General features: G+C 73.9%; 10 protein-coding genes and 3 pseudogenes. 2 read left to right on the forward strand and 11 right to left on the reverse strand.

Translation table 11 applies throughout. From position 1 onward, the window contains the following. The 5 genes and pseudogenes from SSNG_RS43610 to SSNG_RS08110 form a co-directional block, all read right to left on the reverse strand. On the reverse strand, positions 1-429 hold a 429-nt coding region (locus tag SSNG_RS43610; RefSeq protein ID WP_007263322.1), incomplete at its 3' end, for a glycosyltransferase family 4 protein. A gap of 146 nt (positions 430-575) precedes the next feature. Beyond that, positions 576-2295, reverse strand: a pseudogene (gene recN / locus SSNG_RS08095) (DNA repair protein RecN). A gap of 104 nt (positions 2296-2399) precedes the next feature. After that, a complete protein-coding gene (locus SSNG_RS08100; protein ID WP_007263324.1) occupies positions 2400-3338 on the reverse strand; it encodes an NAD kinase in 939 nt (312 codons plus the stop codon). A 47-nt stretch (positions 3339-3385) separates the two neighbouring features. Further along, entirely contained in the window at positions 3386-4201 is an 816-nt protein-coding gene (locus SSNG_RS08105; RefSeq protein ID WP_007263325.1) for a TlyA family RNA methyltransferase, read from the reverse strand. A 7-nt stretch (positions 4202-4208) separates the two neighbouring features. After that, positions 4209-4397 (reverse strand): hypothetical protein, encoded by a 189-nt coding sequence (locus tag SSNG_RS08110; RefSeq protein WP_050779576.1) that lies wholly within the window; start codon positions 4395-4397, stop codon positions 4209-4211. Between the two features lie 165 nt (positions 4398-4562). Here SSNG_RS08110 and SSNG_RS08115 point away from each other — a divergent pair, with 165 nt between their 5' ends. Further along, positions 4563-4910 carry an SCP2 sterol-binding domain-containing protein gene (locus tag SSNG_RS08115; protein WP_007263327.1) on the forward strand — a complete coding sequence of 116 codons (348 nt, stop codon included), beginning with the start codon at positions 4563-4565 and terminating at the stop codon, positions 4908-4910. Positions 4911-4919: 9 nt separating this feature from the next. On the opposite strand, the gene SSNG_RS08120 is transcribed toward SSNG_RS08115, so the two are convergent. The 4 genes and pseudogenes from SSNG_RS08120 to SSNG_RS08135 all read right to left on the reverse strand — a co-directional run bounded on the left by SSNG_RS08120 (position 4920) and on the right by SSNG_RS08135 (position 9029). After that, positions 4920-5756 (reverse strand): ABC transporter ATP-binding protein, encoded by an 837-nt coding sequence (locus SSNG_RS08120; protein WP_128636891.1) that lies wholly within the window; start codon positions 5754-5756, stop codon positions 4920-4922. Next, on the reverse strand, positions 5753-6772 hold the full coding sequence (locus SSNG_RS08125) for an iron chelate uptake ABC transporter family permease subunit (RefSeq protein WP_042803096.1): 1020 nt from the start codon (positions 6770-6772) through the stop codon (positions 5753-5755). The genes SSNG_RS08120 and SSNG_RS08125 overlap by 4 nt, the downstream gene beginning before the upstream one ends. Before the next feature lie 83 nt (positions 6773-6855). Continuing rightward, positions 6856-7905 carry an iron chelate uptake ABC transporter family permease subunit gene (locus SSNG_RS08130; RefSeq protein ID WP_007263330.1) on the reverse strand — a complete coding sequence of 350 codons (1050 nt, stop codon included), beginning with the start codon at positions 7903-7905 and terminating at the stop codon, positions 6856-6858. Between the two features lie 72 nt (positions 7906-7977). Then, positions 7978-9029 (reverse strand): annotated as a pseudogene (locus tag SSNG_RS08135) (HAD hydrolase-like protein). A 134-nt stretch (positions 9030-9163) separates the two neighbouring features. Between SSNG_RS08135 and SSNG_RS08140 the strand changes: the two are divergent. After that, positions 9164-10435 (forward strand): DUF1015 domain-containing protein, encoded by a 1272-nt coding sequence (locus tag SSNG_RS08140; protein ID WP_007263332.1) that lies wholly within the window; start codon positions 9164-9166, stop codon positions 10433-10435. A gap of 95 nt (positions 10436-10530) precedes the next feature. On the opposite strand, the gene SSNG_RS08145 is transcribed toward SSNG_RS08140, so the two are convergent. Further along, the gene (locus SSNG_RS08145) at positions 10531-11388 is read right to left on the reverse strand and encodes a tetratricopeptide repeat protein (protein ID WP_042800734.1); all 858 of its coding nucleotides are present in this window, start codon (positions 11386-11388) and stop codon (positions 10531-10533) included. Positions 11389-11610: 222 nt separating this feature from the next. Beyond that, positions 11611-12427, reverse strand: a pseudogene (locus SSNG_RS43615) (tetratricopeptide repeat protein); the annotation flags it as partial.

A 12427-nucleotide genomic window follows, 5' to 3' on the forward strand; every position in this document is an offset into this window, starting at 1 on the left:
CACGTGCCGCTCCAGGAGCCGGCTCAGCCGCCCGAGCGGCCCCGCCAGCTCCGGCGCGCTGCCGTGCCAGGTCACCACCAGGGGGACCCGGCGCCCCCGCCCGAGGCCGTGGCGCAGCGCCAGCGCGGCCCGCATCCCGGCCCGGATCCCGTGGGCGTGCACGACGTCGGCGCCGGCGCAGGCGGCCCGCAGGGCGCTCACCGCGTCGGGGGTGAACTCCGCCCCGGCGCCGGTGAAGTCGTACTCCCCCTCGGCGGCGACGGGGGCGCACACGGTGACCCGTACGCCCCGCGCCGCCAGCCCCGTCGTCAGGGACCGCACGTGCGCGCTGCTGCCCGCGCCCGCACCGCCGAGGACCTGGACGGCACGCAGCGGGGGCCGCCCGTACGGCTGTGCGGGGGCCGGGATGGAGGCCGGGGAGCTGCTCACGGGCCGTAGCTCCAGGGTGAGGAGTCAGAGACGTCGCCCAGGATGCCAGTCCGCACGCGCGTTCCGGGACCATACGGGTGCGGATCCCGTACGAGATACCGCAGTGCGCCCCCCAGCCTCACCCACACGGGCTAACGATCCGGTCGTCACGCGTCCGCGCGCGCCGCCTCCAGCAGTTCCTCGGCGTGGGCGCGGGCGGTCTGGGAGTCCTCCTGGCCGGCCAGCATCCGCGAGAGCTCCCGGATCCGGTCCTCGCCCTCCAGGACCGTCACTCCGGAGCGGGTCACCGATCCGTCGACGGTCTTCTCCACCAGCAGCTGGCGGTCCGCGAAGGCCGCCACCTGCGGCAGGTGGGTGACGACGACGACCTGCGCGGACTTGGCGAGCTTCGCGAGCCGCCGCCCGATCTCGACGGCCGCCTTGCCGCCGACGCCCGCGTCCACCTCGTCGAAGAGGTAGGTGGGCACGGGGGTGGTGCCGGCGAAGACGACCTCGACGGCCAGCATGACCCGGGACAGCTCGCCGCCGGAGGCGCCCTTGGCGATCGGACGGGGCTGGGCGCCGGGGTGCGGGGCGAGCAGCAGCTCGACCTCGTCCGCGCCCGTGGGCCCGTAGGCGACGGGCCGCCCGCCGACCTCGACGCCGTCGGCGTCCTCGGTCTGGCGGATGTCGATGGTCACCCGGGCGTGCGGCATGGCCAGGGAGGCCAGCTCGGCGGTGACCGCGGCGGCGAAGCGCTCGGCGGCCTCCGTCCGGGCGTCCGTCAGGGCCTGCGCCAGCAGCGACAGCTCCTCGCGCAGGGCGTCCCGCTCGGCGGTGAGCTCGGTGATCCGCTCGTCGTCGCCGTCGAGTTCCAGCAGCCGTGCCGAGCCCTTCTGTGCCCAGTCGAGCACCGCGTCGACGGACTCGCCGTACTTGCGGGTCAGCTGAGTCAGGGCGGCCCGGCGCTCCTCGACCGCGGCCAGCCGCAGCGGATCGGCGTCCAGGTCGTCGGCGTACCCGGCGAGTTCCCCGGCGACGTCGGCGAGCAGGATGCCCAGCTCCCCGATCCCGGTCGGCGAGCCCGCCGAGCACCGGGTCGTGCGAGCGTACGGACTCCAGCGCGCGGTGGGCGCCCGCGACGAGGGTGTTGGCGTCGACGCCCTCCGGGTCCTCGACGTCGCCGGCCAGCGCCGCGTGCGCGGCCTGCGCGGCGGAGGCCAGGGACTCGGCGTGCCCGAGCCGTTCGGCCTCGGCCGCGAGCTCGGCGTCCTCGCCGGGCAGCGGTTCGACGGCGGCGATCTCGTCCAGCCCGAAGCGCAGCAGGTCCGCCTCCTGCGCCCGCTCGCGGGCGCGGGTGGTGATGGCGTCCAGCTCGTTGGTGGCGGCGCGCAGCCGCCGGTACGCGCCGGCGTACTTCTCCAGGGGGACGGCGACGGCGTCGCCGGCGTACCGGTCGAGGGCCTGGCGCTGGCGGGCCGGGCGCAGCAGGCCCTGCTGGTCGGTCTGGCCGTGGACGGCGACGAGTTCGTCGGCGAGTTCGGAGAGCAGGCCAACGGGCACGGAGCGGCCGCCGACGTGGGCGCGGGAGCGCCCCTCGGCGGACACGGTCCGGCTGATCAGCAGGGCGCCCTCGTCGAGTTCGGCCCCGGCCTCCTCGGCGCGTACGGCGGCGGGCGCGTCCGGGGGCATGACGACGCGCCCCTCGACCACGGCGGCCTTGGCCCCGATCCGTACGAGGGCCGGGTCGGCGCGGCCGCCGAGCAGCAGCCCGAGGCTGGTGACGACCATCGTCTTGCCCGCGCCGGTCTCGCCGGTCACCGCGGTGAAACCGGGCGACAGCTCGACCACCGCGTCGTCGATGACCCCGAGCGACCGTATCCGCATCTCCTCAAGCACGGGACGACCATACCGAGGTTTCACGGGTGCCATGTGACCTCACCCGCCCGAAGCCTCTCGAACGGATGTGCTATTAGCGGATTCGGGGCGGCCTAGTGCGGTGCCCCGCGCCAGCCCGAGACAGGCAGGGCGAACTTCGCCACCAGCCGGTCCGTGAACGAGGCGTGGTGCAGCCGGGCGAGCCGCACCGGCACCGTCCCCCGGCGCACCTCCACCCGTGCCCCGGCGGGCAGCTCCAGCGTCCTGCGCCCGTCGCACCACAGGGCGCCGTGCGGGGTCCCGTTCTGCACCTCCACCGCCAGCACCGACGTCGGCGAGGTCACCAGCGGCTTCGCGAACAGCGCGTGGGCGCTGATCGGCACCATCAGCAGCGCCTCCACCTCCGGCCAGACCACCGGCCCGCCCGCGGAGAACGCGTACGCCGTGGAACCCGTCGGCGTCGCGCAGACGATCCCGTCGCAGCCGAAGCCGGTGACCGGACGCCCGTCGATCTCCAGGACCACCTCCAGCATCCGCTCCGCGGAGACCTTCTGGACGGCGGCCTCGTTCAGCGCCCAGTCCCGGTGCACGACGTCCCCGTTGGTCCGTACGAGGACGTCGAGGGTCATCCGCTCCTCGACCTCGTACGACCGGGTCACCACCCGGTCCACGACCTTGTCCAGGTCGTCGCGCTCCGCCTCGGCGAGGAACCCCACCCGGCCCAGGTTGACGCCCAGCATCGGCACCCCCGAGCCGCGCGCGAACTCCGCCCCGCGCAGCAGGGTCCCGTCCCCGCCCAGCACGATCAGCAGCTCGCACCCGTCGAGCACCTTGGGCGTGCACTCCGGTACGAGCTCCACCTCGGGCGGCAGCGGCAGGTCCCGCGCCTCGTGCTCCAGGACCCGCACCCCGATCCCCGACTTCAGCAGCCCCTGCACCACCAGTTCGGCGCTGCGGATCGCCGCGGGCCGGCCGGTGTGCGCGACCAGGAACACGGTCCGCGGCCCCGCCTGCTCCACGGCCTCCCCCGAGGCCGCCCCCTCGGATCCCACCCGACGTGCTGAACCTGCTGTACCTGCTGTACCTGCTGACACATCCGTCACTGCGGCCCCTCCGCCACTGCACGATCGACATCCCCCGGGTCGAGTGCCGGTGCCCCCGCCCGAAGCCACAGAAAGTACTCGACGTTCCCCGACGGCCCCGGCAGCGGGCTCGCCGTCACACCGAGCACGCCCAGCCCCAGCTTCCAGGCCTGCGCCGCGACGTCCTTCACGGCCTCGGCCCGCAGCTCGGCGCTGCGCACCACGCCCCCGCTGCCCAGGCGCTCCTTGCCCACCTCGAACTGCGGCTTCACCATCAGCACCAGGTCGGAGTCCGGCGCCGTGCACCGCACCAGCGCGGGCAGCACCAGGCCGATGGAGATGAAGGACAGGTCCCCGACGACCAGGTCGACCAGCACGTCGTCGATCAGCTCCGGCGTCAGCTCGCGCACGTTCGTACGGTCCTTGACGGTGACCCGCTCGTCGCTCTGCAGCGACCAGGCCAGCTGTCCGTAGCCGACGTCGACGGCGACGACGTGGGCCACGCCCGCGCGCAGCAGCACGTCGGTGAACCCGCCCGTCGAGGCACCCGCGTCCAGCGCCCGGCGGCCCTCGACCACCAGCCCCAGCGGCCGGAAGGCGGCGAGCGCGCCGGCCAGCTTGTGGCCGCCCCGGGAGACGTAGTCGGGGTCGCTGTCGTCCTTGAGGACCACGAGCGCCGCGCTGGTCTCGACCTGGGTGGCCGGTTTGGTGGCGGTGGTACCGCCCACGGTGACCCGGCCCGCGGCGATCAGCTGGGCCGCGTGCTCGCGCGAGCGGGCCATGCTGCGGCGTACCAGTTCGGCGTCCAGGCGGCGGCGTGCCACTCCTGCCACGTTCGGTTCAGCTCCTGTTTTCGTAAGGTCCGGGGACGGGCGTCGCGTCCAGCGCGTCCAGCGCCTCGCGCAGTCCCCTGTGCACATCCTCGTACACCTCGACGTGCCCGTCCGCCGCCAGGTCGTCCGCGTCCGCCAGCCGCTCCAGGTGCGCGTCCACCGCGGCGTGGCCGGTGGGGGTGCGTACGAGGCCCAGCGGCGCGGGGCCGGCGGCGGGCTCGGCGGCCGGCTCGGCGGCGGGGGGCCGCGGGCTCCCGCAAGTCGTCCGGAACGCTCGCGGACTGTGCGTCGGTCATGCCCCGACGCTACCCCGAAGCGCGGCCGTCACCACCCGCGGCTCTGCGGTACGGTCGTGATCACCATGGCTACGATCCAGGAGTGCCGCACGGCACTCGACCGACTCTCCGACAACCTGGCCGCGGCGGACGGCGACGTCCGCGGCGCCGCCGCCCTCGACCGCTCCCTGAGCTGCCACATCACGGACCTCGACGAGACCTTCTCCGGCCGCCTGGCCGGCGGCCGGATCCGGGTGGACGGCGTCACGCCCGGACCGCCCCGGTCCAAGGCCGAGATCCGGCTGGCGATGACCGGCGACGACCTGGTCGCGATGGTCGCCGGCGAGCTGAAGTTCGCCAAGGCCTGGGCCTCGGGCCGGGTCCGCCTGGAGGCCGGCTTCCGCGACCTGCTCCGCCTCAAGAGCCTGCTGTAGCGGTACGCCTCAGACGGAGGCCTTCGCGCGGGCCTGCCGCGCGGCCGGGACCACCAGCGGCGTACCGGTCTCCGGGTCGTCGATGACCTGGCAGCGCACCCCGAACACCTCCTCCACCAGTCCGGCGGTGACCACCTCGGCCGGCGGGCCCTCGGCTACGACCACGCCCCCGCGCAGGGCGATCAGGTGCGTGGCGTAGCGCGCCGCGTGGTTGAGGTCGTGCAGCACCGCGACCAGGGTCCGGCCCTGGGTCTCGTGGAGCTCGGCGCACAGGTCGAGCACGTCCAGCTGGTGCTGGATGTCCAGGTAGGTCGTCGGCTCGTCCAGCAGCAGCAGCGGCGTCTGCTGGGCCAGCGCCATCGCGATCCACACCCGCTGGCGCTGGCCGCCCGACAGCTCGTCCACGGCCCGGTCGGCGAGCTCGGCCACGCCGGTCGAGGTCATCGACTCGACGACGATCCGCTCGTCCTCCGCCGACCACTGGCGCAGCAGCCCCTGGTGCGGGTAGCGGCCGCGCGAGACCAGGTCGGCGACCGTGATGCCGTCCGGGGCGACCGATGACTGCGGGAGCAGGCCCAGCGTCTTCGCGACCTTCTTCGCCGGCAGCGAGGAGATCGCCTGCCCGTCGAGCAGCACCCGCCCGGCGGCCGGCTTCAGCATCCGCGACAGGGCCCGCAGCAGCGTGGACTTGCCGCAGGCGTTGGGGCCCACGATCACCGTGAAGGAGTTGTCGGGGATCTCCACCGACAGGTTCTCCGCGATGACCCGCTGGTCGTAGCCGAGGGTGACGTTCTCCGCGCTCAGCCTCTGCACTTGCCCACTCCTCGTTTCGACCTGCTTGTTCATATACGTCCCGCCTTGCGCTCGGTGACGAGCAGCCAGAGCAGGTAGACACCGCCGACCAGCCCCGTGACCACGCCCACCGGCAGCTGGTCGGAGCCGAAGGCCCGCTGCGAGGCCAGGTCCGAGGCCAGCAGCAGCACGGCGCCCATCAGCGCGCCCGTCAGCAGGTTCGACCCGGGCGACCGCGACAGCCGCCGGGCCAGCTGCGGCGCGGCCAGCGCGACGAAGCTGATCGGGCCGGCCGCGGCGGCGGCCGCGGTGGTCAGCAGGACCGCCGCCAGCATCAGCAGCATCCGGGTCCGCTCCACGGGCACGCCCAGCGCGTACGCGGCGTCGTCGCCCATCTCGATCATCCGCAGGGCCCGGCTCTGCCCGAGGACCAGCGGGAACAGCACCGCGCAGACCGCCAGCAGCGGCCACACCTGCGCCCAGTCCCGCCCGGCCAGTGAACCGGTCAGCCACACCATCGCCCGGGTGGCCTCGACGATCTGCGCCCTGGCGATCAGGTACTGGATGAGCGCCACGAGGACGGCGGACGCCCCGATGCCGACGAGCACCAGCCGGTAGCCGTGGATGCCCTGCTTGTACGCGAGGAGGTAGATGACCGCACCGGTCAGCAGGCCGCCGATGACGGCGCCCAGCGCGACCTCGGTGGCGCCGCCCTTGAACAGGACGATGACGACGAGCGCGCCGACGGCCGACCCGTACCCGAAGCCGAGCATGTCCGGGGAGCCGAGCGGATTGCGGGAGACGGACTGGAAGACCGCCCCGGACATCCCGAGGGCCGTGCCCACCAGCACCGCGACCAGGACCCGCGGCAGCCGCAGGTCGTTGACGATGAAGTCGTCGGCCGGCGTCCCGTTGCCCAGCAGGGTCTGTACGACGTCCCAGGGCGCGATCTCGAAGTCGCCGGTGCCGATCAGCACGACGGCCAGCACCAGGGTCGCCGCCGCCAGCAGCAGGCCGGTCGCCAGCGCGCGCGGCTCGACCCGCAGCGAGGTGCCGCCGGGTCCGCGCAGCGCCCGGAGCCCGACGGCCGGGACGGCGGGCTTCGGGGCGGCCGGGTTCGCGGGGGCCGGATTCGCGGCGGCGGGGTTCGCGGTCACAGCTGGGCCATCCTCTTGCGCCGAACCAGGTAGATGAAGACGGGGCCGCCGATGAGCGCCGTGACGATGCCGACCTGGAGCTCGGACGGCCGCGTGACGACCCGTCCGATCACGTCGGCGCCGAGCAGCAGCACGGGCGACAGGACGGCCGAGTACGCGAGCACCCAGCGCATGTCGGGGCCGGTCACCACGCGGGCCAGGTGCGGGATCATCAGCCCGATGAAGATGATCGGCCCGCACGCGGCCGTCGCGGCCCCGCAGAGCAGGGTGATGGCGGCCATCGCCAGGATCCGGGTCCGCGTCAGGTGCGCGCCGAGCGCCCGCGCGGTGTCGTCGCCCATCGCCATCGCGTTGAGGGGCCGGCCCAGCGTCAGCGCGAGCACGGCGCCGGCCAGCAGGAAGGGGGCCACCTGCCGGACGGTGTCCATGTTGGCCGAGGCCAGCGAGCCCACCGTCCAGAAGCGCAGCTTGTCCAGCGCCTTGCTGTCCATCAGCTGCACGGCGTTGATGTAGCCGACGAGGGCCGCGCTGGCCGCCGTACCGGCGAGCGCGAGGCGCACCGGAGTCGCGCTGCGGCTGCCGCCGAGCACGTAGACGACGACCGAGACGACCGCGGCACCGAGGAAGGCCCACCAGATGAACTCGTTCAGCGTGGCGGCCCCGAAGAAGCTGATGGCCGAGACGACGGCCGCCGCGGCGCCCGCGTTCACCCCGAGGATGCCGGGCTCGGCCAGCGGGTTGCGGGTCAGCGCCTGCATCACCGCGCCGGACAGGCCGAGGCCGAGCCCGACCAGCAGCCCGAGGACCGTGCGCGGGACCCGCAGGTCCCGTACGACCACGTCGTTGGTGGTGCCGGAGTAGTGGAACAGGCCGTGCCAGACCTCGTCGAGCGGCATCGGCTTGGCGCCCACGGCGATGCTCGCCACAGCGACCAGGGCCAGCACGGCGAGGGCGATCAGCAGACCGGCCGCGCGCGCCGCGTGCCGCGGGCGGGCCACGGGCCTCGGCGCGCTCTGCTCGGTTTCGGGGGGACTCTCAGCCAACACGAAGGTTAGGTTAGCCTACCCTGCACCTTTTCCGATCACCCGAACGGCCGAGCCCGCCGGGCCCCGCCGCGCTCAGAACCCCAGCTTCGCCAGGGCCTTCTCCACGTCGTCCGCGTACACCCCGTCCCCGGCCCGCGACCAGGCCGCCGCACACAGCGCCCGCAGTCCGTCGACCGGATCGCCCGGACCGTCGGCGTCGCCCGCCGGCTCCACGTCCAGACCGCCGTCCGCGTGCACCGCGGTCCAGCCGCCGCACCGCCAGCCGCCCGCGTGCTCCGCCACCTCCGGCTGCCCGGTCAGCAGCCCCCGCAGGTCCCGGTCCACATAGGTCGGTCGGTGCCTCGGCTCCGCCCGCAGCAGCTGCGCGGCGTCCGTCACCCCGGTCATCACCAGCAGCGAGTCCACGTCCCCGTTGAACGCGCCCTCGATGTCGGTGTCCAGCCGGTCCCCCACCACCAGCGGCCGCTCCGCCCCGGTCCGCAGCACCGTCTCCCGGTGCATCGGGGGCAGCGGGCTTCCCCCGCCACCTGCGGCTCCGCGCCCGTGGCGATCCGCACGACCTCCACGGCCGCCCCGTTGCCCGGCGCGATGCCGCGCGCACTCGGAATCGTCAGGTCGGTGTTCGACGCGAACCACGGCACCCCGCGGTTGACCGCGTACGCGGCCTCCGCGAACCGCCCCCACGCCAGCTCCGGCCCTCCGTACCCCTGCACCACCGCCGCGAGCCCCTCCTCGTCGGCGGACTCCACCGGCACCAGCCCGCGCTCGCGCAGCGCGACCCGCAGCCCCTCGCCGCCGACCACCAGCACCTTCGACCCCGGCTCCACCTGCTCCGCGATCAGCCGGGCCACCGCCTGCGCCGAGGTGATCACCTCGCCCGCCTCGGTGGGGATCCCCAGCTCGGTCAGGTGCTCCGCGACCGCGTCCGGGGTCCGCAGCGCGTTGTTGGTGACGTACGCCAGGTGCATCCCGCCCTCCCGGGCCACGGCCAGGGACTCCACCGCGTGCGCGATGGCGTGCCCGCCCGCGTACACCACCCCGTCCAGGTCCAGCAGTGCCGTGTCGTACGCCTGGTGCAGACTCCGCTCACTGCCCGCGGGGCCGGTCCTGCTCTGCCGGGTCATCTGGCCACTCCTCCTGAACGATTCCAACAACGCTCGAGACATCGGGATTCTTAAGATCGATCTTGTCCGATTTTGCGCTACCCCGTGACTCCCCCGATCATCCCGCATCGCGAGACGGGTCTTACCATGCACCAATGACCACACCTGGCAACGCGGAGCACGGGCTGCGCCTGATCCCCTTCAACGGACTGAGGTACGTCCCGGAGCGCGTCGGCAGCCTGGCGGCAGTGACCTCGCCGCCGTACGACGTGGTCGTGCGCCCCGACGGAGTCGACTACCTCGAATCCGCCGACCCGCACAACATCGTCCGGCTGATCCTGCCGCAGGCCGAGACCCCCGCCGCGCGCAACGACCAGGCCGCCCGCACCCTGCGCGACTGGATCGCCGGGGGCGTCCTCAGCGCCGACCCGCGTCCCGCGCTCTACGTCTACGAGCAGCGCAAGCCGGGCCTCCTCCAGCGGGGCGTCATCGGCGCCCTGGCCCTCTCCCCCGCCGAGGCGGGCGTGGTCCTGCCCCACGAGGACGTCATGCCGGACGTGGTCACCGACCGGGCGGGCCTGATGCGCGCCACCTCGGCCAACCTGGAGCCCCTCCTCCTCACCTACCGCGGCGACGGTCCCGGCACCGGAGCGGCCGGCGTCGTGGAGGACACCGCCGCGCGCGAGCCGCTGCTGTCCACCGTCACCGAGGACGGCTTCCGCCACAGCCTCTGGGCCATCACGGACCCCGACGAACTGGCCGTCGTCACCGCCGACCTCGCCCACCGCCAGGCCCTCATCGCCGACGGCCACCACCGCTGGGCGACGTACCTGCGCCTCCAGGAGGAGCACGGCCCCGCCACCCCCTGGGACTTCGGCCTGGTCCTCCTCGTCGACACCGTCCGCTACCCGCTCCAGGTCCGGGCCATCCACCGGATGCTGCGCCGGCTCCCCCTCTCCGAGGCACTGGCCAAGGTCGAGGGCTCCTTCCGGGTCCGCCCCGTCCAAGGCCCGCTGCCGCTGGCCCTGGAGGCCCTCGCGGACGCCTCGGAGCGCGGCAACGCCTTCCTCCTCTCCGGCGACGGCTCCTACCACCTGGTCACCGACCCGGATCCGGCCCTCATCGAGCGCACCGTCCGGCAGGACCGCCCCGAGGCCTGGCGCCGGCTGGACGCGACCGTGCTGCACGCTTCCCTGCTCGACGCCCTGTGGCAGATCCCGGACGCCCCCGAGCACATCTCGTACATCCACGACGCCGCCGCGACCGTCGCGATGGCCGAGCGGCACGGCGGCACCGCGGTCCTGCTGCACCCCGTACGGGAGGAGGTCGTCCGGGACCTGGCCCGGCAGGGCGTCACGATGCCCCGCAAGTCCACCTCGTTCGGCCCGAAGCCGGCCACCGGCCTGGTCCTCCGCAGCCTGGACTGACGGCCCCGCCGGGCACACCGGGTACACCGGAAACGACGGAAGGGCGGCACCCCCGAGGGGGTGCCGCCCTTCTGCTCGTCGTCCGAGCGCCGCGGTTACGCCTTGCCGCGCTCGTCGTCCTCGACGACCACGAGTTCGTCCGTCAGGTCGACGTCGGCGTCGTCGGCGGGCTCGTACTCCTCGTCGTCCTCGTCGTAGTACTCGGCCTGGTCGGCGGCGCGCTCGGCGGCGGCCACCTCGGCCGGGTCCTGGTCGTCGTCCTCGTCGGCCTCGTCGGTGTCGTCGTCGAGGTCGGCGTCGTCGAGGTCCTCCGCGTCGGCCGCGGCGGCGTCCACGAACTCCACGCCGTCGATCTCGGCGAGCCGGTCGGAGGCGTCGGTCGCGCCGTCCTTGTCGGCCTCGAGGGTCTTGGCGAACCACTCGCGGGCCTCGTCCTCACGGCCGGCCGCGAGCAGGGCGTCTGCGTAGGCGTACCGCAGGCGCGCGGTCCACGGCTGCACGGAGCTGGAGGCCAGCTCGGGGCTCTGCAGGGTCACGATGGCGGCGTCGAGCTCGCCCATGTCCCGGCGGGCACCGGCCGCGACGAGACGCATCTCGACCTGACCGGCCTTGTCCAGCTTCTGCACCTCGGGCTCGCCGGCCATCGCCAGCGCCCGCTCCGGACGGCCGAGGCCGCGCTCGCAGTCGGCCATGACGGGCCACAGCTCGACGGAACCGGTCATCCGCTTGGCGGCACGGAACTCGGCGAGGGCCTCGCTGTACTTCTGCGTCGCGTACGCGGCGAAGCCGGCGGCCTCGCGCACGGCGGCGACGCGGGAGGCGAGCCGCAGGGCGATGCGGGAGTACGCGTACGCCTGCTCGGGGTCCTCGTCGATCAGCCGGGCGACCATGACCAGGTTCCGCGAGACCTCCTCGGCCAGCCCCTTGGGCAGGCTCAGGAGTTCCTGGCGCACATCGGCGTCGATCTCGTTGCCGGTGACGTCCTCGTCGATCGGAAGCCGCTTGACCGGGTCGCGGTCGGAGCGGAAGTCGCGGTCACCGCGGTCGTCACGGCGGAAGCCGCCACGATCGCCACCGCGGTCATCGCGGCCACCACGGTACCCACCACGGTCGCCCCGGTCGTCACGACGGAAGCCGCCGCGGTCACCGCCACGGTCGTCACGGCCCCCGCGGAACCCACCGCGGTCGTCGTCACGGCGGGGGTACGAGGGACGCTCGCCACGGTCGTCACGACGGAACGAGGGACGGTCACCGCCACGGTCATCGCGACGCGGGTACGACGGACGGTCACCACCACGGTCGTCACGGCCCCCGCGGAAGCCACCACGGTCGTCGTCACGACGCGGGTAGGACGGACGCCCACCACGGTCGTCGTCACGACGGGGGTACGAGGGACGCTCGCCACGGTCGTCACGACGGAACGACGGACGGTCCCCGCCACGGTCATCGCGACGCGGGTACGACGGACGGTCGCCACCACGGTCGTCACGACCGCCACGGAACCCCCCACGGTCGTCATCACGACGCGGGTAGGACGGACGCCCACCACGGTCGTCGTCACGACGGGGGTACGAGGGACGCTCGCCACGGTCGTCACGACGGAACGACGGACGGTCCCCGCCACGGTCATCGCGACGCGGGTACGACGGACGGTCACCGCCACGGTCGTCACGACCGCCACGGAAGCCACCGCGCTCGTCGTCACGACGGGGGTACGAGGGACGCTCGCCACGGTCGTCACGACGGAACGACGGACGGTCCCCGCCACGGTCATCGCGACGCGGGTACGACGGACGGTCACCACCACGGTCGTCACGACCGCCACGGAAGCCACCACGCTCGTCGTCACGACGCGGGTAGGACGGACGCCCACCACGGTCGTCATCACGACGCGGGTAGGACGGACGCCCACCACGGTCGTCGTCACGGCGGGGGTACGAGGGACGATCGCCACGGTCGTCACGACGGAACGACGGACGGTCACCACCACGG

This window comes from Streptomyces sp. C (assembly GCF_000158895.1).
Classification (GTDB): domain Bacteria; phylum Actinomycetota; class Actinomycetes; order Streptomycetales; family Streptomycetaceae; genus Streptomyces; species Streptomyces racemochromogenes.

Excerpts from the sequence above, each read along its gene's own strand:
- SSNG_RS08115 (WP_007263327.1), top strand. The coding sequence starts at position 4,563 with ATGGCTACGATCCAGGAGTGCCGCACGGCACTCGACCGACTCTCCGAC.
- SSNG_RS08140 (WP_007263332.1), top strand. The coding sequence starts at position 9,164 with ATGACCACACCTGGCAACGCGGAGCACGGGCTGCGCCTGATCCCCTTC.
- SSNG_RS08120 (WP_128636891.1), bottom strand. The coding sequence starts at position 5,756 with ATGAACAAGCAGGTCGAAACGAGGAGTGGGCAAGTGCAGAGGCTGAGC.